At 71.8% G+C, this 25508-nt stretch carries 16 protein-coding genes, 1 tRNA gene and 1 pseudogene; 9 read left to right on the top strand and 9 right to left on the bottom strand.

All coding sequences use genetic code 11. From position 1 onward, the window contains the following. Positions 1-111: 111 nt before the first annotated feature. From ACFYY1_RS15115 to ACFYY1_RS15100, 4 genes and pseudogenes are all read right to left on the bottom strand, one after another. Positions 112-1086, bottom strand: a complete 975-nt coding sequence (locus ACFYY1_RS15115) for a ribose-phosphate diphosphokinase (protein ID WP_030976866.1) — start codon at positions 1084-1086, stop codon at positions 112-114. Between the two features lie 120 nt (positions 1087-1206). Then, positions 1207-2655, bottom strand: coding sequence for a bifunctional UDP-N-acetylglucosamine diphosphorylase/glucosamine-1-phosphate N-acetyltransferase GlmU (glmU, locus tag ACFYY1_RS15110; RefSeq protein ID WP_388584938.1), 1449 nt, complete (start codon positions 2653-2655; stop codon positions 1207-1209). Positions 2656-2762: 107 nt separating this feature from the next. Next, a tRNA-Gln gene (locus tag ACFYY1_RS15105) sits at positions 2763-2833 on the bottom strand. 17 nt (positions 2834-2850) lie between these two features. Continuing rightward, a pseudogene (locus ACFYY1_RS15100) lies at positions 2851-3717 on the bottom strand (hypothetical protein); the annotation flags it as partial. A 155-nt stretch (positions 3718-3872) separates the two neighbouring features. Between ACFYY1_RS15100 and ACFYY1_RS15095 the strand changes: the two are divergent. After that, positions 3873-5192, top strand: coding sequence for a sensor histidine kinase (locus tag ACFYY1_RS15095; protein WP_388584937.1), 1320 nt, complete (start codon positions 3873-3875; stop codon positions 5190-5192). Positions 5193-5273: 81 nt separating this feature from the next. Here ACFYY1_RS15095 and ACFYY1_RS15090 read toward each other — a convergent pair whose 3' ends face one another. Together ACFYY1_RS15090 and ACFYY1_RS15085 are read right to left on the bottom strand one after the other, a co-directional pair. Beyond that, on the bottom strand, positions 5274-5807 hold the full coding sequence (locus ACFYY1_RS15090; RefSeq protein WP_351253108.1) for an SUKH-3 domain-containing protein: 534 nt from the start codon (positions 5805-5807) through the stop codon (positions 5274-5276). 10 nt (positions 5808-5817) lie between these two features. Beyond that, a complete protein-coding gene (locus ACFYY1_RS15085) occupies positions 5818-6342 on the bottom strand; it encodes a YwqJ-related putative deaminase (RefSeq protein ID WP_356083251.1) in 525 nt (174 codons plus the stop codon). Positions 6343-6658: 316 nt separating this feature from the next. Between ACFYY1_RS15085 and ACFYY1_RS15080 the strand changes: the two genes are divergently transcribed. The 4 genes from ACFYY1_RS15080 (at position 6659) to ACFYY1_RS15065 (ending at position 13527) form a co-directional block, all read left to right on the top strand. Continuing rightward, entirely contained in the window at positions 6659-7636 is a 978-nt protein-coding gene (locus tag ACFYY1_RS15080; RefSeq protein ID WP_388584935.1) for an SMI1/KNR4 family protein, read from the top strand. A 5-nt stretch (positions 7637-7641) separates the two neighbouring features. Then, positions 7642-10437, top strand: coding sequence for an SUKH-4 family immunity protein (locus ACFYY1_RS15075; RefSeq protein ID WP_388584933.1), 2796 nt, complete (start codon positions 7642-7644; stop codon positions 10435-10437). A gap of 205 nt (positions 10438-10642) precedes the next feature. Beyond that, the gene (locus ACFYY1_RS15070) at positions 10643-11536 is read left to right on the top strand and encodes a cellulose-binding protein (RefSeq protein ID WP_388584931.1); all 894 of its coding nucleotides are present in this window, start codon (positions 10643-10645) and stop codon (positions 11534-11536) included. A gap of 101 nt (positions 11537-11637) precedes the next feature. Beyond that, on the top strand, positions 11638-13527 hold the full coding sequence (locus ACFYY1_RS15065) for a protein kinase (RefSeq protein ID WP_388584929.1): 1890 nt from the start codon (positions 11638-11640) through the stop codon (positions 13525-13527). Between the two features lie 299 nt (positions 13528-13826). On the opposite strand, the gene ACFYY1_RS15060 is transcribed toward ACFYY1_RS15065, so the two are convergent. Together ACFYY1_RS15060 and ACFYY1_RS15055 are read right to left on the bottom strand one after the other, a co-directional pair. Further along, positions 13827-15443 carry a cation acetate symporter gene (locus tag ACFYY1_RS15060; protein WP_388584927.1) on the bottom strand — a complete coding sequence of 539 codons (1617 nt, stop codon included), beginning with the start codon at positions 15441-15443 and terminating at the stop codon, positions 13827-13829. After that, a complete protein-coding gene (locus ACFYY1_RS15055) occupies positions 15440-15913 on the bottom strand; it encodes a DUF485 domain-containing protein (RefSeq protein ID WP_388584926.1) in 474 nt (157 codons plus the stop codon). Before ACFYY1_RS15055 ends, ACFYY1_RS15060 begins: the two co-directional genes overlap by 4 nt. 500 nt (positions 15914-16413) lie before the next feature. Between ACFYY1_RS15055 and ACFYY1_RS15050 the strand changes: the two genes are divergently transcribed. The 3 genes from ACFYY1_RS15050 (at position 16414) to mfd (ending at position 23635) form a co-directional block, all read left to right on the top strand. Continuing rightward, a complete protein-coding gene (locus ACFYY1_RS15050; RefSeq protein ID WP_388584923.1) occupies positions 16414-17202 on the top strand; it encodes an ABC transporter ATP-binding protein in 789 nt (262 codons plus the stop codon). Then, entirely contained in the window at positions 17199-19784 is a 2586-nt protein-coding gene (locus ACFYY1_RS15045; RefSeq protein ID WP_388584921.1) for an FtsX-like permease family protein, read from the top strand. The genes ACFYY1_RS15050 and ACFYY1_RS15045 overlap by 4 nt, the downstream gene beginning before the upstream one ends. A 320-nt stretch (positions 19785-20104) precedes the next feature. Then, positions 20105-23635 carry a transcription-repair coupling factor gene (gene mfd, locus ACFYY1_RS15040; protein WP_388584918.1) on the top strand — a complete coding sequence of 1177 codons (3531 nt, stop codon included), beginning with the start codon at positions 20105-20107 and terminating at the stop codon, positions 23633-23635. A gap of 219 nt (positions 23636-23854) precedes the next feature. On the opposite strand, the gene ACFYY1_RS15035 is transcribed toward mfd, so the two are convergent. Continuing rightward, on the bottom strand, positions 23855-24478 hold the full coding sequence (locus ACFYY1_RS15035; protein WP_388584916.1) for a TetR/AcrR family transcriptional regulator: 624 nt from the start codon (positions 24476-24478) through the stop codon (positions 23855-23857). A 114-nt stretch (positions 24479-24592) separates the two neighbouring features. On the opposite strand from ACFYY1_RS15035, the gene ACFYY1_RS15030 reads away from it, so the two are divergent. Continuing rightward, positions 24593-25459: a hypothetical protein gene (locus ACFYY1_RS15030; protein ID WP_388585509.1), complete on the top strand. Its 867-nt coding sequence runs from the start codon at positions 24593-24595 to the stop codon at positions 25457-25459. Positions 25460-25508 lie beyond the last annotated feature (49 nt).

Here is a 25508-nt window from a genome sequence, read left to right as displayed (position 1 = left end):
GAGCAACTCAGTGAGTCTACCCGGCGGGGAGGCCGCCCCCAAAGTGGATCTTCGGAACCGCGGTTCCTGCTGCTCCTGCTGCTCCTGCTGCTCCTGCCGCTCCTACTGCTCCTACTGCTCCTCGAAGAGGCTGGTGACCGAGCCGTCCTCGAAGACCTCACGCACCGCGCGCGCGATCGTCGGCGCGATCGAGAGCACCGTGATCTTGTCGAGCTCCAGCTCGCCCGGGGTCGGCAGGGTGTCGGTGAAGACGAACTCGCTGACCTTGGAGTTCTTCAGCCGGTCCGCGGCCGGGCCCGAGAGCACACCGTGCGTCGCCGTCACTATGACGTCCTCGGCGCCGTGCGCGAACAGGGCGTCGGCGGCGGCGCAGATGGTGCCACCGGTGTCGATCATGTCGTCGACCAGGACACAGACCCGGCCCTTCACATTGCCGACGACCTCGTGGACGGTCACCTGGTTGGCGACGTCCTTGTCACGGCGCTTGTGCACGATCGCCAGCGGGGCGTCCAGACGGTCGCACCAGCGGTCGGCGACGCGTACGCGGCCGGCGTCCGGGGAGACGATCGTCAGCTTCGAACGGTCGACCTTGGCACCGACGTAGTCGGCCAGGATCGGCAGCGCGAAGAGGTGGTCGACCGGGCCGTCGAAGAAGCCCTGGATCTGGTCCGTGTGCAGGTCCACGGTGAGGATGCGGTCGGCACCCGCCGTCTTCATCAGGTCCGCGACCAGGCGGGCCGAGATCGGCTCGCGGCCGCGGTGCTTCTTGTCCTGGCGGGCGTAGCCGTAGAACGGCACGATCACCGTGATGGAGCGGGCCGAGGCGCGCTTCAGCGCGTCCAGCATGATGAGCTGCTCCATGATCCACTTGTTGATCGGAGCGGTGTGGCTCTGGATCAGGAAGCAGTCGGCGCCACGGGCCGACTCCTGGAAGCGGACGTAGATCTCACCGTTGGCGAAATCGAAGGCCTTCGTCGGCACGAGGCCGACACCCAGCTGGTGTGCAACCTCCTCGGCCAGCTCGGGGTGGGCGCGGCCGGAGAAGAGCATCAGTTTCTTCTCGCCGGTCGTCTTGATCCCGGTCACAGCACAGTCTCCTCAGACGTGTTCCTGGCGCTGCGCGCATGTGTCCCGATGCGCAACGAGCCAGCCGAAATGGGGTGAGCATCTATCACGGTACGCCGTGCGCGGCGTACCTGTTTCCGGTCAGCTTTCGCTGTCGCGCTCCGAAGCTGCGGCCTGAGCCGCCTGCGCGGCGCCGCTTCCCGGACGCTTGCGGGCCACCCAACCCTCGATATTCCTTTGCTGGCCGCGGGCCACGGCCAGCGAACCGGGCGGTACGTCCTTGGTGATGACCGAGCCGGCCGCGGTGTATGCGCCGTCCCCGACCGTGACAGGAGCCACAAACATATTGTCCGACCCGGTACGGCAGTGGGAGCCGATCGTGGTGTGGTGCTTGGCCACGCCGTCGTAGTTCACGAAGACGCTCGCGGCACCGATGTTGGTGTGGTCGCCGATCGTCGCGTCGCCGACGTAACTCAGGTGCGGGACCTTGGTGCCCTCGCCGATCGTGGCGTTCTTCATCTCCACGTACGTACCGGCCTTGGCCTTCGCGCCGAGCCTGGTGCCGGGCCGCAGATAGGCGTACGGACCCACCGTCGCGCCCTCGCCGACCTCGGCCCGGTCCGCGACCGTGTTGTCCACGCGTGCGCCCGCGCGGACGACGGTGTCGGTGAGCCGGGAGTTCGGGCCGACCTCGGCGTCCTCGCCGAGGTGCGTGGTGCCCAGGAGCTGGGTGCCCGGGTGCACGATCGCGTCGCGCTCGTAGGTGACGGTGGCGTCGATCAGCGTGGACGCCGGGTCCACGACGGTCACGCCGGCCAGCATGGCGCGCTCCAGCAGCCGCTGGTTCAGCAGCCGCCGGGCCTCGGCGAGCTGGAGGCGGTTGTTGATGCCGAGGATTTCGCGGTGGTCGGCGGCGACCGAGGCGCCGACCCGGTGCCCGGCCTCGCGCAGGATGGACAGGACGTCGGTGAGGTACTCCTCGCCCTGGCTGTTGTCGGTGCGGAGCTTGCCGAGGGCGTCGGCGAGCAGCAGGCCGTCGAAGGCGAAGACCCCGGAGTTGATCTCCCGGATCTCGCGCTGGGCGTCGGTGGCGTCCTTGTGCTCGACGATCGCGGTGACCGCGCCGTCGGCCGGGTCGCGGACGATGCGGCCGTAGCCGGTGGAGTCCGGCACCTCGGCGGTCAGCACGGTGACGGCGTTGGAGTCGGCCGTGTGGGTGGCGGCGAGCGCGGAGAGCGTCTCGCCGGAGAGCAGCGGGGTGTCGCCGCAGACGACGATCACGGTGCCCTCGACGGTGCCGCCGAGCTCGTCGAGCCCGACGCGCACGGCGTTGCCGGTGCCCTTCTGCTCGGCCTGGTGGGCGGTGCGCAGCCGGTCGTCGACGGCGGTGAGGTGCGCGGTGACCTGCTCGCGCCCGTGGCCGACGACCACGACGAGGTGCTCGGGGTCCAGTTCGCGGGAGGCGGTGACGACATGTCCGACGAGCGATCGCCCGGAGATCTCGTGCAGAACCTTGGGAGTCTTCGACTTCATGCGGGTGCCCTCACCCGCTGCGAGGACGACGACGGCTGCCGGGCGTTCGGAGCTCACGGAAATGCCCTTCGGCTTCGGGTGGTGGACACCCGAAGGATACCGGGGGGCTGGTGAGCGGACATGGGTGAGGGCCCCGGCCTTGGAGGCCGGGGCCCGTCACGAAGCTCCCGGGGAAGGAATCGAACCCTCATTCAATGGACCAAAACCATTTGTCCTGCCATTAGACGACCCGGGATAGATTGTCCGTTGTGCCCGAATTTGATGATCGGGTACTGAGGCAGCCCCTACTATGCCGTACCACCAGCCCTCGATGCGACGGTACAGGTCGGCACTTTTCAGAACTCGCACCACCAGACAGCCCCGGTAACCTTCCCCGACGTTCTTCCGGTTGGTCCTCGGGGAGTGGCTCTTGATCGTCGTCTTGCCGAATGCGGACGTATCGGCGCCCGTCAGGTCGGCCCAGAACCGCTCCGCCGACGCGACGTCGGCCGTCTCGTGGATGTGCACGTGGAAGCGGAGTCGATCGTCGCCCACTCCCAGCAGGCGGAGCCAGGCGAGGAAGACCTTGATCATGTCCGGGTCGCTGTTGATGAACGAAACCCGCTCCTGAGTGCGGTGCGGCTTGGACTTGGAGCCCTCCGCCCAGTAGAGGCCCACGCCGAGCAGGAACAACTCGTTCGTGCTCATGGTGCCGATCTCGCTCTGTGCCTGTGTCCTTGTCTCCTGGCGCTCCGCGTCGCGCTGCCGAAGCGTGACCTCCCAGCCGCGCCGCGCGATGGCGGACGCCTCCTCCCGTGTCCGCTTGCGTTCCGGCTTCGGCAGATCCCGCACCCACAGCGAGATCGAGCTCTTCGAGCAGCCCAGCTCCACCTGGATCTGGTCGTACGTCATGCCCTGGAGGCGTAGCTCCCGGGCCTTCGCGCGCAGGTCGTCCTTGGCGTTCGGGCGTTTGGTCCACTCCGGGGCGGGCTCGCCCTCCAGAAGGAGGTTCAGGATGTCGTTGTTGTCCACGAACAGCCGGTCGCGGATCTGGCGGCGGCTGAGGCCCTCCCGGCGCAGGGCGACGGCCTGCTCGCGCAGGGCTTCGAAGTTGGCGTACTTGCTCGTGATTTCCGTCATGCGACGAGCGTCGTCCGGAATGCGAACGTCCGGTGCGAAAGTCTGCTCGATTCACCATTTCAAGCGATAAGTAGTCGTTCCTTCTCTGTTTCGCAGGCGTACGTGCGGTCCAGGTCGCCCGAAAATGAGGTGCGACCGCCCGTAGGGTGGATGGCATGACCGCAACGGGGGCAGACCGGGAAGCGGCGGGACCGACCACCCGCGGCTACTGGTGGTGGGAGCGGCGGCGGGGTGTCGCCCTGGATGTGGGGCTCGGGCTCCTGTCGGCGCTGGAATGCGCGCTGGAGGGGGTGGAGTTCGCCGGGGACACCGGGCTGCCGGTGCCGGTGGGGGTGCTGTTCGGGCTGCTGGCGGGGGCCGTGCTGGTGGTGCGGCGGCGGTGGCCGATCGCCGTGGTGCTGGTCGCGATCGCGACGACGCCCGCCGAGATGGGCTTCCTGATGGGCCTGGTCGGCCTCTACACGCTGGCCGCCTCCGAGGTGCCGCGGAGAATCACCGCGGTGCTGATGGGGATGTCCTTCGCGGGGACGTTCATCGTCACCTATGTACGGCTGCGGCAGAGCGTCGACGAGCAGGCCGATTTCGGGCCCGGCGACTGGTACGTACCGCTGATGTCCCTCTTCATGTCGCTCGGGCTCACCGCGCCGCCGGTGCTGTTCGGCCTCTACATAGGGGCCCGGCGGCGGCTGATGGAGAGCCTGCGGGAGCGGGCGGACTCGCTGGAGCGGGAGCTGTCGCTGCTCGCCGACCGGGCGGAGGAGCGGGCCGAGTGGGCGCGTGCGGAGGAGCGCCACCGGATCGCCCGCGAGATGCACGACGTGGTCGCCCACCGGGTCAGCCTGATGGTGGTGCACGCCGCCGCGCTCCAGGCCGTCGCGCCGAAGGATCCGGCGAAGGCGGTGCGGAACGCGGCGCTGGTCGGTGACATGGGCCGGCAGGCGTTGACCGAGTTGCGCGAGATGCTCGGGGTGCTGCGTGCGGGGGAGTCGGTGACGGACCGGCCGGCCCCGGTGCCGCTGGCCTCGGTGGGCCGGGCCGCTGCCGCCGCCGCGGCGGCAGCGACGGAGGACGGGCCGCGGCTGGACGAGGTGGAGACCCTGGTGGGGGAGTCCAGGGCGGCGGGGATGACGGTGGAGCTGTCGGTGGACGGCGAGGCCCGCGCGTATCCGCCCGCGGTCGAGCAGACGGCGTACCGGGTGGTGCAGGAGGCCCTGACGAACGTGCACAAGCACGCGGCGGGCGCGAAGACCTGGGTGCGGCTGGCGCACCGGGACGCGGAGGTCGCGATGCAGGTGGAGAACGGTCCGTCGGACGCGGCCACGGCGGACGCGGGGCTGCCGAGCGGGGGCAACGGCCTGGTCGGGATGCGGGAGCGGGTGCTGGGGCTCGGCGGTGTCTTCGTCTCGGGTCCGACGGAGGCGGGCGGCTTCCGGGTGTCGGCGGTGCTGCCGGCCGGGGGGACCGCGGCTGCCTGAGCCGGGGTGGCTGCCTGAGCCGAGGAGCCGGCCGGCTCCGCGGGCAGCGGAGGGGCGAGCCGCCCGTACGGCCCCGCGGGGTCAGTCCGAGACGAGGCGGTCCGGCTGGATGCCGGTGATCAGGGTGGCCAGTGCCTGGTCGATGTCCGGGCCGAGGTACCAGTCGCCGGTGTGGTCGATGCTGTAGACGCGGCCCTCGGTGTCGATCGCCAGGACCGCCTGTCCGTCCCCTTCCTCGCCCAGCGGGCTGACCTCGGTCTCCAGGGCGCGGCCGAGGTCGCCGAGAGTGCGGGCGAGGTGGAGTCCGCTCAGCGGGTCGATGCGTACCGGGGCGGGTGCGATCTGGCGGCCCGGCGCGGACGCGGTGATGTGGAGTCCGCCGAATTCGGCCCACGCCTCCACGGCCGCGGGGAAGACCGCGTGCTGGTGGCCGGCGGGCGAGGTGTGCGAGCGCAGGGCGTCGGCCCACTCCTCGGCCTGCCGGATGTCCCAGCGGCCGGGCTGCCAGCCCGCGGTGCGCAGGGCGGCGTCCACGGCGACGGGGAAGCGGGTGGAGGAGTTCCGGTCGCGGTCCGCGGGGCCTGTCTGTTCGGGTACGTCGGTTCGGTCGTGCATCGGCGTGCGGTCAGCCCTTCTCGGCGGTGGTCGCCGCCCCGGTGGTCGTGAGGTCGACGGGACGTACGCCGAAGTGGGCGAGCATCGCCGCGCAGGAGCGGCACGGCGGCGCGTAGCTGCCGTGCATCGGGTCGCCGTCCTCACGGATGCGCCGTGCGGTGAGCCGGGAGTGCTTCAGGGCGCGCCGGGCCTCGCCGTTGGTCAGCGGCTTGCGCTGGGCGCGCTTGGAGCGGGTCGTCTCCGCCGCGGTGAGCTGCCGGGAGAGCAGTATCGCCTCGGGGCAGCGGCCGGTGAAGCGTTCGCGCCGGCCGCTGGGGAGGGTGTCGAGGAAGTCCTGGACGAGCGGGTGCAGTACGGGGGGCTGGTCGCCCTTGCCCGCGGTGCACGTCAGCGTCTCGCCGCGGACGGACAGCGCCGCCGCGACCGCGGGCAGGATGCCGTCGCGCCGGTGGAGCAGCCGGGGTGCGAGGCCGGTCCCGGTGCTGCTCCAGCTGAGGCGTGGATCGCCGGATGTGACTGATTGTGCAGTGTGCATGGTGCTTTCCCTCCCGTGCCCGCAGCGGTAGCTGCGCGATGTGCACGCCCCCCGAGTTGCGGTGACAGCCTGCCAAATGTCCCGGCTGGTGGGGAAGCTGGGGCGGTGAAACGTGTCGCCGTGTCGCCCGGCCGTGGTGGGAGCGTCGCTCGTCCGTCACGCCGTTGTGACGGTTCGTGACGGATGCGGAGGGGGAGGCGTAGGACAGGTCACATGGGCGAGACCGGCCCTTGTGCCACCGCATAGGCTGTGCCAGGACCGGCCTGCCCTGGGCAGGCCGGTCCTCACCAGCCAGACGCAGCAGGGGGCAACCGCCATGACGACAGGTCGGCTCGGGCAGCAAGCCGCGCCACCGAACGCGGCCTACGCCGGGCAGCTCGTGCATTTCCCGGACCCGGTCCGGGCGTCCCGCCACCCCGGCGGCGTGCGTATGGACGAGAACGGCAGCCCGGACTTCGCGCCGTACGCGCGTGCCGCCGCCGAGATCGCCGAGCCGCCGCAGGGTTTCGGGGTCGACGAGTTGCGGCTCACCGACTACGTCTCGGCCAACGCGGCGCTGGCGGCGAGCGGCCATGAGCTGTGGGACACGATCCCGGCGGTCGCCACTCCGCACGGCTGGACGTGGCACCACGTGCCCGGCGGCCGGCGCATGGAGCTGGTCCCGGTCGAGGTGAAGGCGCTGCTGCGGCACCACGCCGGCCTGGCCGCCACGGCGGTCGACCACAACAAGCGGGGCACCCGTCCGTTGCAGGAGACCCGGCCCGCGCATTTCCGGCTGCCGAAGGGCGCCGTGGCGGTGAGCGAGTCGCAGGTGCAGGGTGTCGAGGAGGATCTCGGCTACCGGCTGCCGGGTGCCTACCGCTCGTTCCTCAAGGCGGCGGGCGGTTCGGCGCCGGTGGGCGCGGCGCTCGACGCGGAGCTGGGGCTCCTGGTCGACCAGCCGTTCTTCACGGTGCGCGAGCAGGCCGCCGCGAACGACCTGGTGTACGTGAACAAGTGCCTGCGCGACCACCTCACCAAGGACTTCCTGGGTGTCGGCTTCGTCCAGGGCGGGATCGTCGCGGTGAAGGTGAAGGGCAACGGCATCGGCTCGGTCTGGTTCTGTGCGTACGACGACGCCCGGGACCAGGACGGCTGGAACGTGCAGGAGCGGGTGGACCGGCTGCTGCTGCCGTGCGGCAGTGACTTCGACGCCTTCCTGCAGCGTCTGGCGGGCAATCCGCCGGAGCTGGAGACCGTGGCGAACCTGATGGTGGACGGCGGCTTCGCGCGGGCCGTCCCGGTGGAGGGGTGAGCGCGATGGTGACCTTTGCGCAGGCGCAGGAGCGCGCGGACGAGTGGATCAACGGCGACGTGCCCGCGTACCAGCACCGTGAGGTGCGGGTGCGGGAGTTCGAGCTGGGCTTCGTGGTGTGGGGCGAGGACCGTGCCGAGGGCCCCGTCTCGGACGGTGGCAGGCAGCGGCTGGTGATCGCCCGGGACAGCGGTGAGGCCACCCTGTGGCCGGGGCTGCCGGTGGGTGAGGTGATCCGGCGGTACGAGGAGGAGTACGGCGCGCAGGCGACGGCCGAGGCCGCTCCGGAGCCGCCCCAGCGCATCGACCTCAATCAGACGTCGTTCCTGTTGAGCCCCCCGGAGTGGCTCCAGGAAGCGGCCGACAAGCTGGGCATCCCGGATCACCGCGCGGACCAGGACGGGAGCCAGGACGGCAGCCGGAGCCAGGACCGGAGCGCGGACCCGGCGCCTCCGGTCGCCCCGGCTGCCCCGGTCGCTCCGGCTGCCCCGGCCGCCCCGGCTGCCCTGGTCGGTCAGCCGTCGCCGGGTTCGCACGGCGGGCAGGTCGCGTACGAGCCCACCGCCAACGACGGTGTCCCGGTGGGCGTCCCGGCGGGGCCGCCGGACGTGCCCGCCGGGTCCACCCCGTGGGCGGGTACGGACACGAATTCGGACAGCGACGAGGGGGCGGTGCCGCTGCCGGCCACGGTGTTCGCGCCGCCGCTCTCGGGCGCCGACGACGACGGCACCCCGCCGCCGGTCGTGCCGGCCGATGCGCCGACGGCCCTGATGTCGGGCGGCAGCCAGCTGCCGCGTACGGCGGTCGTGCCGGGCCTGGGCCCGCAGGGCGGCGCCCCCGGTGGCTCCGGTGTCCCTGGTGTCCCTGGTGCCTCCAGTGGCTCTGGCATCCCTGGTGTTCCGCCGGGCGGGCCCGGCGCTCCGGGCGCGGGCGCCGGTGACATCGCGGACGCGGCCACCAGCAAGGCCGTCGTGCCGCCGCGCGGTGCGCGTGGTGGCGGTCCGTCGGCCCCGCCGCCGCCCGGTGCTCCCGGGACTCCCGGCGCCAGGCCGGGCGCTCCCGTGCCGCCGCCGTCGGGGCCGGGTGCGCCCGGTGCCCCGGCGGGCGGGTACCTGCCGACGCAACTCGCCCCCCAGGTGGGGCCGCCCAGTGCCCCCGGGGCTCCTGGTGCGCCGCAGCCGCCTGGTCCGCCTGGTGTGCCTGGTGCTCCGGTGCCGCCTCCGCCGCCTGGTTCGACGCCTCCGCCGGGTGGCGGGGTGCATCACGCCGCGACGATGCTGGCCGACCCGAGCATGGGCGGTTCGGGCCCGCTTCAGCCGCCCGCACCTCCCGGTCCGCCCGGGGCCCTTGGTGCGCCGCAGCCGCCTGGTGTGCCTGGTGCGCCGCAGCCTCCCGGCCCGCCTGGTGTGCCTGGTGCTCCGGTGCCGCCTCCGCCGCCTGGTTCGACGCCTCCGCCGGGTGGCGGGGTGCATCATGCCGCGACGATGCTGGCCGACCCGAGCATGGGCGGCCCCGGCGCGCCCCGGCCTCCGGGTCCGCCCGGGGCTCCTGGTGCGCCGCAGCCGCCTGGTCCGCCTGGTGTGCCTGGTGCTCCGGTGCCGCCTCCGCCGCCTGGTTCGACGCCTCCGCCGGGTGGCGGGGTGCATCATGCCGCGACGATGCTGGCCGACCCGAGCATGGGCGGCCCCGGCGCGCCGCAGCCGCCCGCACCTCCGGGCCCGCCCGGCCCGCCCGGAGCGCCGCAGGGTGGGGCCCCCGGCCCCGTACCGCAGAATCCGCACACCCCGCCGCCCCCGGCGTACGGGTACCCGCAGGCGCCGGCCGGTCAGCCGACCGTCGGGCCCGGCTACCAGGCCGTGCTGCGCTACCGCGCGCCCGACGGCAGTGAGCAGCAGCTGATCCGGCGTTCGGCGCCCGGCACCCCGCACCCCGAGTGGCAGATGCTGCACGAGCTGCGGGCGATGAACGTGCCGCCGCAGCAGGTCATCGAGCTCCACACCGAGCTGGAGTCCTGTGAGCTGCCCGGTGGCTACTGCGCGCGGATGATCCGTGAGACCTGGCCGCAGGTGCGGATCACCAGCGTCGCCCCGTACGGCACCGATCACGCCAGCCGTCAGCAGGGCATGCAGCATCTGCTCACCCATCAGGGCGAGCTGCACCAGGTGGCGGACGGGCCGGCCCGTCCGGCGCCGGTGCGGGCGCCGCTGCCGCAGATGCCGCCCGCGCCGGCGGTGCCGCCGGAGGCCATCGCGGACGAGCTGCTGCAGACCTTCGGGCCGCAGGGCATCTGCCGTTTCGACCAGCGTGCCGTCTCCCGCCAGGGTGTGCCCGAGACCGTCGCGCGCACGCTGGTGTGGGCGGGGCTGCCCGCCGACTTCGGGCCGTTCTTCTGGGCGCAGCCCGGTCAGCCGGTGGTGCCCACGCTGGGCGAGCTCGCCGCGCAGCGCCAGGTGCAGGCCGCGCCCGACGCGGGGTCGTACCTCGTCATGGGGTCCGACTTCGGGCGGGCGATCTGCGTCCAGTACGGGACCGCGAACATCGTGGCCGTGCCGGTCGAGGCGGGGCCGGGCGGTCAGTCGGTGGCGCCGCAGTTCGTGAACACCGGGCTGCCGGAGTTCCAGCGCTCGATGGCGCTGCTCGGCCGGATGTGGCGGCTGCGCTTCGGGCTCAACCCGGAGCAGGCGGGCCGCTGGACGGTCGACTTCCAGGCCCAGCTGGTGGCGCTGGACGCGGCGGCGCTGGCGTCGCCGGAGAGCTGGTGGTCCGTACTGCTCGAACAGATGTGGGACGGGCTGATCTGACCCGGCAGGCACACGGCACGGCGCCCGGTCCCCGAGAGGGGGCCGGGCGCCGTGCCGCGTGCCGTGCGTTACCCGTGATGCTTGCGAGGTCTGTGATGCCTGTCGCTTCCGTCCGGAATGCAGCTGATCGATTCCGACTTCTGTGTCAATTGCCGCATCCTTGACGTATTGCTGGTGGTCGGAGAGTCGGAAAGAGGCTTCAAGGATGAGTTCTGCACCGGTGTCCGCGCATGGCTTCGTCGGCGTACGCGGACGTGGCTACCGTCCGGAGCAGGTGGACCGCGCGGTGGCCGGTCTCTCGGCGGAGCGGGACGCGGCGCTGGACGAGGTGTCCCGGCTGACGGCGCTGGTGGAGGAGCTGTCGGCGGAGTCGGTCCGGCTGAGCGAGGTCGTCGCCGGGCTCGCCCCGCAGAACTACGAATCGCTGAGCGAGCGCGCCCGGCAGATCCTGGCGCTCGCCGGAAGCGAGGCGGAGTCCGTACGCGGTGCCGCCCAGGAGGCGGCGCAGGCGCTGCGGGACGCGGCGGACGAGGCGGGCCGGGAGCTGAGGGCCTCGGCGCGGGCGGATGCCGAGGCGATCCGGGCGGCGGCGGTGAAGCGCGCCGACGAGACGCTGGCGACGGCGAAGGGCGCTGCCGACGAGGCCGTCGCCGAGGCCCGCGAGGAGGCCGCGGAGGTCCGGGAGCGGGCGCAGGCCATGATGGCGGAGACGGGCCACCGTACCGAGAGCGTCCTCGCGCACCAGGAGCAGGAGCACTCCGAGCGGTGGCAGGCGGCCGAGCTCGAACTGGCCGGGGCCGAGGCCGCGCAGGCGGCGCACCACGACGAGCTGACCGAGCAGGCGGAGGCCCGCCTGGAGGAGGCGCGGCGGGCGCTCGCGGAGACGGAGGAGGCCGCCCGGCACGGTCAGGAGGACGCCGAGGCGCGGGCCGCGGAGCTGATCGCGGCGGCCAGGGTCAGCGAGGAGCGGGTGGTCCGGGAGACGGAGCGGATCGTGCGGGAGCACGAGGAGGGCCGCGACGAGGTGCAGGCGCACATGACGCACGTACGGAATTCGCTCGCGGCGCTCACCGGACGGGTGGCACCGGCGGAGGACTGAGCCGACCGGCCCCTCTCCCAAGCCCCGTGCCTGGCCGGGTAGTTGTCGTGTGTTCGTTCGGGCTGGGCTAACCTGGCGCCATGCACGGGGGAGCTGAAGAAGTGTCACGTTTGCAGGGCAGCGGGGCCACGCCGACGGAGCCGGACGACCCCCGGCGGATCGGCGCCTTCCGGCTGCTCGGCATCCTCGGTACCGGCGGTATGGGCCGGGTCTATCTCGGTACCGCGGCGGGGCGGTACGCGGCGGTCAAGCAGGTGCTGCCGGTACTGGCCGCGGACAAGGACTTCCTGTCCCACTTCGGGCACGAACTCGACAATCTCGCCAAGCTGCCGTCCGGGGTCAGTGCCCGGTTGCTGGCCAGTGACCGTACGGCGCAGCCTCCGTGGTTCGCCACGGAGTACATCCCCGGTGTCACCCTGAGCGACGCGCTGCGGCTGAACGAGGGCCCGTTGCCCGCGGACAGTCTGTGGCGGCTGCTGCGCGACGGGGCGGGCGGTCTGCGCGCGGTGCACGCGGCCGGGATGGTGCACCGGGACCTGAAGCCGTCCAACGTCATGCTGACGCTCGACGGTGTGACCCTGATCGACTTCGGGGTGGCCAGGGCGGCCGACCAGTCCAGGGTGACCAGGACCGGGATGGTCATCGGGACCCCCGCCTACATGGCCCCCGAGCAGGCCATGGCCGAGCGGGATCTGACCGGTGCGGCGGATGTGTTCGCGCTGGCCGGTCTGCTGCTCTTCGCGGCGAACTGCCGCCCGCCGTTCGGTGACGGGTCGGGGCCGGGCCTCTTCTACCGCATCGTGCACACCGAACCCGACCTCGGGCGGCTGCCGGACCTCGATCCGGACCTGGCCGCCGTGGTCGGGTCCTGTCTCGCCAAGGACGCCGCGGACCGGCCGACGGCCGCCGAGCTCTACGAGATCGCCGCCGCCCGGGTGCCCGCAGCGGTCACCGCCCTGTGGCCGCCGGCCGTCACCGACCGGATCACCGAGCGGGCGGCGTTCGCGGCGAGCCCGCCGCCGCCCGAGGAGCCCGAGCCGGAGCCGCCCCTGGCGCCCGCCCCTGCCGTGGTGCCTTCCCTGCCTGACGTCCGGACGACCGGCGTCGTCCCGGAGAAGCAGCGCAGTCGCCGCTCCCGGGTGCTGCTCATCGCGCTCCCCGTCGTGGTGGTGACGGGCACGACCCTGACCCTGGCGCTCGGGCCGTACCAGATCGGCGGTTCGCGCGGTGCGGACTCCGGCGCCGCGACGCCTTCGGTCACCGCCGGGCCGTCCGGCCCCGGGACGGACGGCGGTTCCGCGGATCCCACGAAGTCGCCCTCCCGCTCGTCGAGTTCCAAGCCGGGATCCTCCGACAAGCCGAAGGACGGCAAGGACAGGAAGGACGGCGAGGGCGGGAAGGACGGCGCCGACGGCGCCGGTGCGGGCGGTACGGATGGCGGTTCGGACGGTTCCGTCCCCTCGGGCGGCTCCGGCTCCGGTTCCGGTTCTGGTTCCGGTTCCGGCGGTTCGAAGCCCACGGGCGATTCCGGCTCGGGCTCCGGATCCAGCTCCGGCGGCTCGGGCGGCGGCCAGGTCCCGGCGCCCTCGGGGCAGTACTACCTCAAGAACGCGTCCAACAAGCGGTGCCTGGGCGAGTCGGCGTCCTCGTACGGCGGCTCCATGCTCATGAACTCGGTGTGCGGCGAACCGGCGCACAACGGGGCCACGCTCTACTACAAGTGGACGTACAAACCCACTTCCGGCGGCAAGTTCAAGCTCGTCGGCCAGGGCACCGGCAACTGCCTCAGGCTGAACGGCCCCGCAGGGGTGTCGGCCGAGACCTGCAACTCCTCCGATTCCCAGGTCTGGCGGATCGGCACCCAGACATCGAGCGGCCACACCCTGGTGAACGTCGCCGAGGGCGTCTGCCTCCGGATGTTCAGCAGCATCGGCGTCCAGTCGGCGGCGTGCGACGCCTCGGAGCCGGCCCAGCTGTGGCGCAACTCCTGACCGATCCGGCTACGCGGGCCTCTCCGCAGCCGCACGGAACCGCCGGAGCAACTCCTGGGCGGGCACGCGGTCGGCGTCGAAGCTGCGGACGAACGACCTCGATCGGTTCGGCCGTCTCGTGGATGATCGGGAGCAGCATGCGGACAGAATCACTCGGCGCGGCTTGACCGCACCCCGCTGCGGCGACGACGGCCCCGCGCAACGACGACAGCCCCGCGCACCCCAGAACCGGAGTGTTGTGCGGGGCTGTCGTCGTGCTGCCTGCCGACAGGGTGCCGTGGAGCGTGCGAGGGCCGGGCTCATCGGCGTGTCGGTGGGACACCTGCCAGGATTCGGGGCTCCTCGCTCTGGTAGAGGCGGCGCGCCGCGGGGGCCGTGTGGCGGGGGAGGATCGTGCCCAGCCAGCCCGCCAGGAATCCGGCCGGGATGGAGACGAGCCCGGTGGTGGTGAACGGGAACCAGTTGAAGTCGTGGTCGGGGAAGACCGAGGAGGGGGAGCCGGAGACCAGGTTGGTGCCGGTGATCAGCACCAGGGTGGTGAGGGTGCCGACGATGAGGGTGCACAGCAGTCCGGTGCGGGTGAAGCGCCGCCAGAACATGCTGTAGAGGAGCGCCGGGGCGAGCGCGGACGCGCCGACGCAGAACGAGAGCGTCGCCAGTGCCTGCACGTTCCAGTGTCTGGCCACGACCGCGAGAACGGTGGCGAGCAGCCCGACGACGATCGCCGAGGCCTGTGCCGTACGCATCTCGGACAGGCCGGCCAGCGGCTTGCGGCCGGGGTCGCGCACCCCGTGCAGGCCATGCGCGAACAGGTCGTGGGCGAGGGAGTTGGCGCAGGCCAGGATCATTCCGGCGACCGAGGCGAGCAGGGTGAGGAAGATCGCCGTCGTCATCGTCGTGATGATCAGGGCCCCCAGCTGCGTGCCGTTCGCGACCTCGCCGCTGATCTGGAGGATCGCGCTGTTCCCGGACGCCCCGGCGCCGGTGATGACGTCGTGGTCGACGAGGGCCCCCGCGCCGAAGCCGATCACGACGAGCAGCAGGCAGATCGCGGCGACCACGGATATCGCCCAGGACATCGAGCGCCGGACGGCCTGTGTGGAGCGGGCGCTCGACATGCGCATGGCGACGTGGGGCAGGCAGGCGGCACCGAGCACCACGGTCAGTTCGGAGCTGACCATGTCGAGGCCGCTGCCCTTGAACTGGAGCCCCGAGCGCAGGTACTCGGCGCCCGCGCCGCTGCTCTGCCGGGCGGCCGAGAGCAGTGAGTCGGTGTTCCAGTCGAACCGGTTCATGATCATGACGGCGATGGTGAAGGCGGCCACGAAGAGGACCACGGTCTTCACGATCTGGATCAGCGAGGTGCCCTTCATGCCGCCGATCGCCGCGTAGCCGATCATCAGGGTGCCGAGCCCGATGATGGCGCCGGTGCGGAACCCGGAGGTGTCGAACCCGAGGATGAAGGCGAGCAGATCGCCGCTGCTGGCGAGCTGGACGACCATCATCGGGACGAGCGCGGCGAGGGTGGCCGCGCAGGCGGTGATGCGGACCGCGCGGCCGGGGGCGCGGCGTACGAGTACGTCGCCCATGGTGAACCCGCCCGCGTTGCGCAGCGGTTCGGCGAGCAGGAACATCAGCAGGACCAGCGAGAGGGTGATGCTCAGGGCGAGGATCATCCCGTCGTAGCCGGTGAGGGCGATGATGCCGGTGGTGCCGAGCACCGTGGCGGCGGAGAGGTAGTCGCCCGCGAGGGCGAAGCCGCTCTGCATGGGCGAGAGCGAGCGGGAGCCGGTGTAGAACTCGTCGACGTCGTCGCGGTCCGGGCCGGTCATCACGCAGAGCAGCAGTGCCACGGTGCCCACGGCGAGGAAGGCCACCAGGGACATCGACTGCGCGGAGTTGTCGAATCCGTTCACCGGGCCGCTCCCGCTCTTCGTATCCGGGCGGCGAGCGGATCGACCGTGCGCCGGGCGGTCCGCTCGTACAGGGTGATGGCGAGCAGCGTCACGGGGATCTGGCAGAGCCCCAGGGCCAGGCCGATGTTGAGGCCGCCGAACAGGGGCTGGTCCAGCAGGTCCTTGGCGTACCCGGAGAGCAGCAGGAAGACCACGAAGTAGCCGAGCGCGGTCAGCGCCGCGGTGCGCCGCAGGGACCGGTACGAGGTGCGCAGCCGACGCAGGTCGCTGTGGCGGCCGGGCGCGGTTGCGGAGGCGCCGGAGGCGTCCCCGGTGCTCGGTGAGTCGGAGTCGGGGGCGGTCTCGGAGCTCTGCCAGGGCAGCAGATAGTCGGCGTGGTGCGGGGGCGGCGGCCGATGCTGAGGGGACGGCTTCGGCAGCGGTCCGGGCCAGGGGGAGTGGGGTGCGGGGGGCGGGTTTCCGTGCGACATCGGGGTGCTGCTCCTTGCATGGCTCGGGTCCTGGGGCGGGCGGCAAGGCAGGAGTGCGGGTGCGTGCGGATGCGCGAACATTACTTGTGGGTACGGCTGTTGGGGAGAGGGTGGCCTGAATTACCCACGGTAATGGCTCAGTTGCGTGAGGCCGGGTGAACCGGAGGTGGCGGCCGGGTGGGAACGGGGGCGTCCGGTGAGGCCCTCGGTACACCTTTGGTCGGAGCCCCTGACACGGGCCTCCGCCCTGGGGTCGAGACCCCTAGGGGAAGCTCCTTAATTCTCGCCAGGGGCGGTTCCTCCCGGCGGAGGACGTTGCGGCAGGGGCCCGTTCCTTAACGTTTTCCTACACAGCGACGTATCCCCGGGAGCGAGGGAGGGGTGGGGAAAACCCCACCCGGGAACTGTGCCGGGCACCAGTGCGCCGGACCCGCTCCCGACACCAGAATTTGTATGCGCACCGACGCATCTCGATTGATGACCGACATAGGAGATAAACCGTGACAACGGCTGTGACCATTCCCAGGCACGGGGACACTGGAGGGCGTACGGCCGTCGCCGCGAGGGCGCGGCAGGTCGTCAAGGCGTACGGGGCGGGCGAGACCCGGGTCGTCGCGCTCGACCACGTCGACGTGGACATCGCCCGCGGGCAGTTCACCGCGATCATGGGCCCGTCCGGCTCCGGCAAGTCGACCCTGATGCACTGCCTGGCCGGCCTGGACACCGTGAGCTCGGGGCAGATCTTCCTCGACGAGACCGAGATCACCGGGCTCAAGGACAAGAAGCTCACCCAGCTCCGCCGGGACCGGATCGGCTTCATCTTCCAGGCGTTCAACCTGCTCCCCACGCTCAACGCGCTGGAGAACATCACGCTGCCGATGGACATCGCGGGCCGCAGGCCCGACGCCGCCTGGCTGCGGCAGGTCGTGGAGACCGTCGGTCTCGCCGAGCGGCTGAAGCACCGGCCGACCGAGCTCTCCGGCGGCCAGCAGCAGCGCGTCGCGGTGGCCAGGGCGCTCGCCGCCCGCCCGGAGATCATCTTCGGCGACGAGCCCACCGGGAACCTGGACTCCCGGGCCGGCGCCGAGGTGCTGAGCTTCCTGCGCAGGTCGGTCGACGAGCTGGGCCAGACCATCGTCATGGTCACCCACGACCCGGTGGCCGCCTCCTACGCGGACCGGGTCCTCTACCTCGCCGACGGACGCATCGTCGACGAGATGCACAACCCGACGGCCGACCAGGTCCTCGACCGCATGAAGGACTTCGACTCGCGCGGGCGGACGTCATGACCGTCTGGAAGACATCGCGGCGGAACTTCTTCGCCCACAAGGGACGCATGGCGCTCTCCGCCGTGGCCGTCCTGCTCTCGGTGGCGTTCGTGTGCGGCACGCTCGTCTTCACCGACACCATGAACACCACCTTCGACAAGCTCTTCGCCGCGACCGCGGCCGATGTCACGGTCGCCCCGAAGGACCCCGAGGAGAACAACGGGATCCCGGAGAACGGCAAGCCGGTCACGGTCCCCGCGTCCGCCGTCGGGAAGGCCGCGAAGGCCACCGGCGCGAAGGCGGCCGAGGGCGCGGTCTCCAGCATGTCCGTCACCGTCGTCGACAGCCACGACAAGAACCTGGGCCCCACCTCGGGCGCCCCGACGATCGCGGGCAACTGGACGAGGAACGACCTCCGTTCGATGGAGATCTCCTCCGGCCACGCACCGCGCGGCCCGACCGAGGTGATGATCGACGCCGACACCGCCGAGAAGCACCACCTGAAGCTCGGCGACGAACTGCGCACCATCACCGCGGACGGCGACATCAGGTCCACGATCACCGGCATCGCCGCCTTCAAGGTCACCAACCCCGGCGCCGCGGTCGTCTACTTCGACACCGCCACCGCCCAGACGAAGCTGCTCGGCGCGCCCGACGTCTTCAGCATGATCTCCGTCACCGCCGAAGCGGGCGTCTCCGACGAGCAGCTGAAGAAGAACGTCGCCACGGCGCTCGGCGACACCTCCGCGTACAAGCTCCAGACGCAGGAGCAGGCGGCGGCGGCCAACAAGGACTCGATGGGCTCCTTCCTCGACGTCATGAAGTACGCGATGCTCGGCTTCGCCGGGATCGCCCTGCTCGTCGGCATCTTCCTGATCGTCAACACCTTCTCGATGCTGGTCGCCCAGCGCACCCGCGAGATCGGCCTGATGCGGGCCATCGGCTCCAGCCGCAAGCAGGTCAACCGGTCCGTGCTGATCGAGGCGCTGTTCCTCGGCGTCGTCGGCTCGCTCCTCGGCGTCGGCGCGGGCGTCGGCCTCGCCGTCGGCCTGATGAAGCTCATGGGCGCCATGGGCATGGAACTCTCCACCGGGGACCTCACCATCGCCTGGACGACCCCCGTGGTCGGTCTGGTGCTCGGCATCGTCGTCACCGTCGTCGCCGCGTACTTCCCCGCCCGCCGGGCCGGGAAGGTCTCCCCGATGGCCGCCCTGCGCGAGGCCGGAACCCCGGCGGACGGCCGCGCTGGCCGGGTCCGGGCCGCGATCGGCCTGGTCCTCACGCTGGCCGGCGGCGCCGCGCTCCTCGCCGCGACGAGGGCCGACGAGTCGGCCGAGGGCTCGCTCATGCTCGGTGCGGGCGTGCTCCTCACCCTCATCGGCTTCATCGTGATCGGCCCGCTGCTGGCCGGCCTCGTGGTCCGGGTGCTGAGCGCGGTCATGCTGCGGATGTTCGGCCCCGTGGGACGGCTCGCCGAGCGCAACGCCCTGCGCAACCCGCGCCGCACCGGTGCCACCGGCGCAGCCCTGATGGTCGGCCTCGCCCTGGTCGCCTGCCTCTCGGTCGTCGGCTCCTCCATGGTCGCCTCGGCCACCGAGGAACTCGACAAGTCGGTGGGCGCCGACTTCATCATCCAGCCGTCCGGTGACGGCGGCGGGCTGATCGTCGACCAGGCGGCGAAGGCCGTCCGGGCGGCGGGGGACATCGATCACGTCACCTCGTACAAGAACGTCAGCGCCTCGCTCACCGCCCCCGACGGCTCCACCGAGCGCGAGGGCCTGGTCGCCGCCGACCCCACGTACAAGGACGACGTCCGCCGCGAGACGGTCTCCGGCGAGCTGGCCGCCGCGTACGGCAAGGACGCCATGTCGGTCGGCGAGACGTACGCCACCGAGCACCACATCGAGGTCGGTGACCGGATCACCGTCGCGTTCAAGGGCGGCGAGACCGCGAAGCTGAAGGTCGCCGCGATCACCTCGGACGACGTCAACATCGACAAGGGCGCGATGTACATCAACATCGCGACCGCCGAGCGCTACGTCCCCGCCGACACCCTGCCGCAGAACATGATCATGTTCGCGAAGGCGGCGGACGGCAAGGAGAAGGAGGCGTACGCCGGCCTCAAGGACGCCCTCGCCAAGTACCCGCAGTACGAGGTGAAGAACCAGGCCGACTTCAAGCAGCAGCTCAAGGACCAGATCGGCCAGCTGCTGAACATCGTCTACGGCCTGCTGGCGCTCGCGATCATCGTCGCCGTGCTCGGTGTGGTGAACACCCTGGCCCTGTCGGTGGTCGAACGCACCCGGGAGATCGGCCTGATGCGCGCCATCGGTCTCTCCCGCCGCCAGCTGCGCCGGATGATCCGCCTGGAGTCGGTGGTCATCGCGGTCTTCGGAGCCCTGCTCGGCCTCGGCCTCGGCATGGGCTGGGGCACGGCGGCCCAGAAGCTGCTGGCCCTGGAGGGCCTCGGCGTCCTGGAGATCCCGTGGCCGACGATCCTCACGGTCTTCGTCGCCTCGGCCTTCGTCGGACTGTTCGCGGCCCTGGTCCCGGCGTTCCGGGCGGGCCGGATGAATGTCCTGAACGCGATCGCCACCGATTAGCGCGGGCGGCGGCCGACGTAGGATGACCTGATCCGGCCCCGGGGTGTTCCTCCAAACACCCCGGGGCCGGATTCGTGTGCCCGGGACGCAGCTCGGGACGCCCCGCCGTGGCAGCCGCGTCCGAACACCCCGCCGGGCCGGATTGCGGGCGCGGCTGTCACACCGGAGTCGTACGCTGGGAAACCCCCGGTACGTGCGACGTGTCGGGCGCTTCGCGTTGCCCTGCGCGTTGCTCTTCGTGTCGCCGGCAGCACCCAGCTGTCGCCCTGGCAGCAGCCGGCTGCCGGACCTCGCCCTAGTTACCCGGACGGAAGCCCTTCATGAGCCTGCACGGTCTGCTGGATGTCGTCGTACGTGACCCGGCACTCGCCGAGGCGGTGAAGGCCGCCGGCGACGGCCACCGGATGCACGTCGACCTCGTCGGCCCGCCCGCCGCCCGCCCCTTCGCCGTCGCCGCACTGGCCCGCGAGACCGGGCGGACCGTGCTCGCCGTCACCGCGACCGGCCGGGAGGCCGAGGACCTGGCGGCCGCGCTGCGCACCCTGCTGCCGCCGGACACGATCGCCGAGTTCCCGTCCTGGGAGACCCTGCCGCACGAGCGGCTCTCGCCCCGCTCGGACACCGTGGGCCGCCGCCTCGCCGTGCTGCGCCGCCTGGCGCACCCGAGGGCGGACGACCCGGAGACCGGGCCGGTCTCGGTCGTCGTCGCGCCGATCCGTTCCGTGCTCCAGCCGCAGGTCAAGGGGCTCGGCGACCTGGAACCCGTGGCGCTGCGCATCGGCGAGAGCGCCGATCTCGGCAAGACGGTCGAGGCACTGGCGGCGGCCGCGTACTCCCGGGTCGAACTGGTCGAGAAGCGCGGCGAGTTCGCCGTACGCGGCGGCATCCTGGACGTGTTCCCGCCGACCGAGGAGCACCCCCTTCGGGTGGAGTTCTGGGGCGACGACGTCGAGGAGATCCGGTACTTCAAGATCGCCGACCAGCGGTCGCTGGAGATCGCCGAGCACGGCCTGTGGGCGCCGCCCTGCCGCGAGCTGCTGCTCACCGACGAGGTGCGGGAGCGGGCCGCCGCGCTCGCCGAGGCCCACCCCGAGCTGGGCGAACTCCTCAACAAGATCGCCGAGGGGATCGCGGTGGAGGGCATGGAGTCCCTCGCCCCGGTCCTGGTCGACGACATGGAGCTGCTGCTCGACGTGTTGCCGAAGGGCTCGATGGCGCTGGTCTGCGACCCGGAGCGGGTCCGTACCAGGGCCGCCGACCTGGTCGCCACCAGCCAGGAGTTCCTCCAGGCGTCCTGGGCGGCCACCGCGGGCGGCGGCGAGGCCCCGATCGACGTGGGCGCGGCCTCGTTGTGGGGCATCGCGGACGTCCGGGACCGGGCCCGAGAGCTGGGGATGATGTGGTGGTCGGTCTCCCCGTTCGCCGCCGACGACGAGCTCGACGAGGACACCCTCAAGTTCACGATGCACGCCCCGGAGTCGTACCGCGGCGACACCGCCCGCGCGCTCGCCGACACCAAGGGCTGGATCGCCGACGGCTGGCGCACGGTGTACGTCACCGAGGGCCAGGGCCTCGCCTCCCGCACCGTCGAGGTGCTGAGCGGCGAGGGCATCGCCGCCCGCCTCGACCCGGACCTGGCGGAGATCTCCCCGTCCGTCGTCCACGTCTCCTGCGGCGCGATCGACCACGGCTTCGTCGACCCGGCGCTGAAGCTCGCCGTGCTCACCGAGACGGACCTCACCGGCCAGCGCACCGCCACCAAGGACCTGGGCCGGATGCCGGCCCGCCGCCGCAAGACGATCGACCCGCTGACGCTGGAGACCGGCGACTACATCGTCCACGAACAGCACGGCGTGGGCCGCTACATCGAGATGGTGCAGCGCACCGTGCAGGGCGCCACCCGCGAGTACCTCCTCGTCGAGTACGCCCCCGCCAAGCGCGGCCAGCCCGGCGACCGCCTGTACATCCCGACCGACCAGCTGGAACAGGTCACCAAGTACGTCGGCGGCGAGGCGCCCACCCTGCACCGGCTCGGCGGCGCCGACTGGACGAAGACCAAGGCGCGCGCCAAGAAGGCCGTCAAGGAGATCGCCGCCGACCTGATCAAGCTGTACTCGGCCCGGATGGCGGCCCCCGGCCACACCTTCGGCCCCGACACGCCCTGGCAGCGCGAGCTGGAGGACGCCTTCCCGTACGCGGAGACGCCCGACCAGCTCTCCACCATCGCCGAGGTCAAGGAGGACATGGAGAAGTCCGTCCCGATGGACCGGCTGATCTGCGGCGACGTCGGCTACGGCAAGACGGAGATCGCGGTCCGGGCGGCGTTCAAGGCGGTCCAGGACGGCAAGCAGGTCGCCGTCCTCGTACCCACGACCCTCCTGGTCCAGCAGCACTACGGCACGTTCACCGAGCGCTACTCCCAGTTCCCCGTCAACGTGCGCGCGCTCAGCCGCTTCCAGTCCGAGTCCGACTCCAAGGCGACCCTCGAAGGGCTCCGCGAGGGCTCCGTCGACCTGGTCATCGGCACCCACCGCCTGTTCTCCTCCGAGACCAGGTTCAAGGACCTGGGCCTGGTCATCGTCGACGAGGAGCAGCGCTTCGGCGTCGAGCACAAGGAGCAGCTGAAGAAGCTCCGCGCCAACGTGGACGTCCTCACCATGTCCGCGACGCCCATCCCCCGTACGCTCGAAATGGCCGTGACCGGCATCCGCGAGATGTCGACGATCACCACGCCGCCCGAGGAGCGCCACCCGGTCCTCACCTTCGTCGGCCCGTACGAGGAGAAGCAGATCGGCGCGGCCATCCGCCGTGAACTGCTCCGCGAGGGGCAGGCGTTCTACATCCACAACCGGGTCGAGTCGATCGACCGCGCCGCCGCCCGCCTCCGTGAGATCGTCCCGGAGGCCCGGATCGCGACGGCCCACGGCCAGATGTCCGAACAGGCCCTGGAGCAGGTGGTGGTGGACTTCTGGGAGAAGAAGTTCGACGTCCTGGTCTCCACGACGATCGTCGAGTCCGGCATCGACATCTCCAACGCCAACACCCTGATCGTGGAGCGCGGCGACAACTTCGGCCTCTCCCAGCTCCACCAGCTGCGCGGCCGTGTCGGCCGTGGCCGCGAGCGCGGCTACGCGTACTTCCTCTACCCCCCGGAGAAGCCGCTCACCGAGACGGCCCACGAGCGCCTCGCCACGATCGCCCAGCACACCGAGATGGGTGCGGGCATGTACGTGGCGATGAAGGACCTGGAGATCCGGGGCGCCGGAAACCTCCTGGGCGGCGAGCAGTCCGGCCACATCGCGGGCGTCGGCTTCGACCTGTACGTACGCATGGTGGGCGAGGCGGTCGCCGACTACCGGGCCTCCCTCGAAGGCGGTGTGGAGGAGGAGCCGCCGCTGGAGGTCAAGATCGAGCTCCCGGTCGACGCCCACGTCCCCCACGACTACGCCCCCGGCGAGCGGCTGCGCCTCCAGGCGTACCGCGCCATCGCCTCCGCCAACACCGAGGACGACATCAGGGCCGTCCGCGAGGAACTCACCGACCGCTACGGCAAGCTGCCCGAGCCGGTCGAGAACCTCCTCCTGGTCGCCGGCCTGCGCATGCTGGCCCGAGCCTGCGGCGTCGGCGAGATCGTCCTCCAGGGCCCGAACATCCGGTTCGCCCCGGTCGAGCTGCGCGAATCGCAGGAGCTGCGCCTCAAGCGCCTGTACCCGAAGACGGTCATCAAGCCGGCCGTCCACCAGATCCTGGTCCCCCGCCCCACCACCGCGAGGGTGGGCGGCAAGCCGGTCGTGGGGCGCGAACTGCTGGCGTGGACGGGGGAGTTCCTGACCACGATCCTGGGTTCGTAGTCCCGGAACGTCTGCTGCCTCGGCCCCGTCGGATGTCCGGCGGGGCCGAGGCTCCTTCGTGGGGCGAACGAAGTGGCAGCCGCTTGAACCGGCTGCTGGTCAACTGCCGCCGCCTTCCGTTCCGTCTGAGCCGTTTCCTGGAGTGGTTCCGGACGGTGGGCCTGATCCGGGTGACCGGTGCCGCCTACCAGTTCCGGCACCGCGAGTTCCAGGAGTGGCTCACGCGCCACCCCGTTCCGGCCCGCCCGACGCCGACCGCTCATCCGCCGGCCGCTCATCCGTCGGCGCGAACAACAACTCCGTGACCGACCGGAACACCGCCTCCGGGTCCCGGCCGCCCACCGCCCCCTCCAGGTTGCCGCTCAGCAGCAGCGTGGCGAAGCCGTGGGCCAGCGACCAGGCGGCCACACCCGCGAGGCGGGCGTCGTCGCCGCGCCCGGCGGGGGAGAGGCCGTTGACGCCCGCGCGCAGCTCGGCCGAGGCGCGGTCCTTCGCGGCGAGCAGGCCGGGGTCGTCGGTGCGGTAGAGGTCCGGCTGGAACATCACCTGGAAGTGCGCCGGGTGTTCGGTGGCGAACCGTACGTATCGCACGCCTCGTTCTCGCAGGTCCGGGGCGTCGGCCAAGGCGTCGGCGAACCGCTCGTACCCCTCCGTCGCGATGGCGGTGAGCAGGCCCGTGCGGTCCTTGAAGTGGTGAGCGGGGGCCGCGTGGGAGACACCGGCCCGGCGTGCCAGGTCGCGCAGGCTCAGTGCGCCGGGCCCCTCGGTGCGGATGACGTCGAGTGCGGCGGTGAGGACGGCCCGCCGCAGGTCGCCGTGGTGGTAGGTGCGCTCGCTGGTCATGGGCAGGAGATTACGCGGAATCTAGTCGTTGACAAGTTCGAGCGTAGGGCGGCAGTCTGGGGATCTCGATATCTAGTCAGTGGCTAGATGGGTGACGTCGTGGAGGGCGGAGACATGTCCGAGGAACTGGGGCGAGTGCGACGGATGTGGCATCTGCTGGAGCCGTTGCACGCTGTTCTGTACTACGCGCCGGAGGCCGTCGCGGAGGCCGCCGCGCTCGGATACCGGACCGACGAGCGGTGGCCCGGCTACTTCGCCTGGCGCGCGGCGCCGCTCGGGGAGGCCGATGCGGGGCGGGTGGCCGACGCGTTCTACAGCTTCAGTCCGGCGATGGTGAGCGAGTACGTGCCCGCCGTCTGGTCCGTCGCCTCGCCCGGTGCGGTGCTCGCGGCCCGGACCCGGGCGGTCGACCGTACCTACCGGAAGCTGCTGGGAGACGTGGTCGACGGTGCGGAGTTGGGCGAAGCCGCCGCACTGGTGCGGCGCGTCGCGGAGGCCGTGGACGCCGTCGGCCGGCCGCTCGCCGCGGCCAACGCGGCCCTGCCCTGGCCCAAGGAGCCGCACCTCGTGCTCTGGCAGGCGGCGACGGTCCTGCGTGAGCACCGGGGCGACGGTCATCTCGCGGCGCTCGTCGAGGCGGGGCTCGACCCGGTCGAGTCGCTGGTCTCCTTCGCCGCCGTCGGGGCGGCGCGGCCGGAGGTGTTCGCGAGCCGGGGATGGGGCGAGGCGGAGTGGCGGGCGGCCCGGCAACGGCTCGTGGAGCGGGGGCTGTTGGATGGGGACGGTGCGGCGACCGAGGCCGGGCGGGCGTTGCGCGCCGGGGTCGAGCGGCGTACGGACGAGGCGGCGGCGGAGCCGTGGCGGGTGCTCGGGGAGGTGGAGCGGGAGCGGCTCGTCGAGCTGCTGGGGCCGCTCTGGGTGGCGGCGATCGGTTCCGGGATGCTGCCGTCCGAGACGACGCTGGGGATCGGGAAGGTGTGAGCGGTACGGGTGACCGGACGGTGTGCGGGTGCGCGGAGGGGCCGGAGCG

The sequence above is a fragment of the Streptomyces sp. NPDC001890 genome, from assembly GCF_042891445.1.
Lineage (GTDB): Bacteria > Actinomycetota > Actinomycetes > Streptomycetales > Streptomycetaceae > Streptomyces.
The sequence above is the reverse complement of the archived record's forward strand: the minus strand, read 5'-3'. Positions and strand labels throughout refer to the sequence as shown.

Coding starts and splice junctions, on each gene's coding strand:
- ACFYY1_RS15095 (WP_388584937.1), top strand. CDS start 3,873: ATGACCGCAACGGGGGCAGACCGGGAAGCGGCGGGACCGACCACCCGC.
- ACFYY1_RS15090 (WP_351253108.1), bottom strand. CDS start 5,807: ATGCACGACCGAACCGACGTACCCGAACAGACAGGCCCCGCGGACCGC.
- ACFYY1_RS15085 (WP_356083251.1), bottom strand. CDS start 6,342: ATGCACACTGCACAATCAGTCACATCCGGCGATCCACGCCTCAGCTGG.
- ACFYY1_RS15080 (WP_388584935.1), top strand. CDS start 6,659: ATGACGACAGGTCGGCTCGGGCAGCAAGCCGCGCCACCGAACGCGGCC.
- ACFYY1_RS15075 (WP_388584933.1), top strand. CDS start 7,642: ATGGTGACCTTTGCGCAGGCGCAGGAGCGCGCGGACGAGTGGATCAAC.
- ACFYY1_RS15070 (WP_388584931.1), top strand. CDS start 10,643: ATGAGTTCTGCACCGGTGTCCGCGCATGGCTTCGTCGGCGTACGCGGA.
- ACFYY1_RS15055 (WP_388584926.1), bottom strand. CDS start 15,913: ATGTCGCACGGAAACCCGCCCCCCGCACCCCACTCCCCCTGGCCCGGA.
- ACFYY1_RS15045 (WP_388584921.1), top strand. CDS start 17,199: ATGACCGTCTGGAAGACATCGCGGCGGAACTTCTTCGCCCACAAGGGA.
- mfd (WP_388584918.1), top strand. CDS start 20,105: ATGAGCCTGCACGGTCTGCTGGATGTCGTCGTACGTGACCCGGCACTC.
- ACFYY1_RS15035 (WP_388584916.1), bottom strand. CDS start 24,478: ATGACCAGCGAGCGCACCTACCACCACGGCGACCTGCGGCGGGCCGTC.
- ACFYY1_RS15030 (WP_388585509.1), top strand. CDS start 24,593: ATGTCCGAGGAACTGGGGCGAGTGCGACGGATGTGGCATCTGCTGGAG.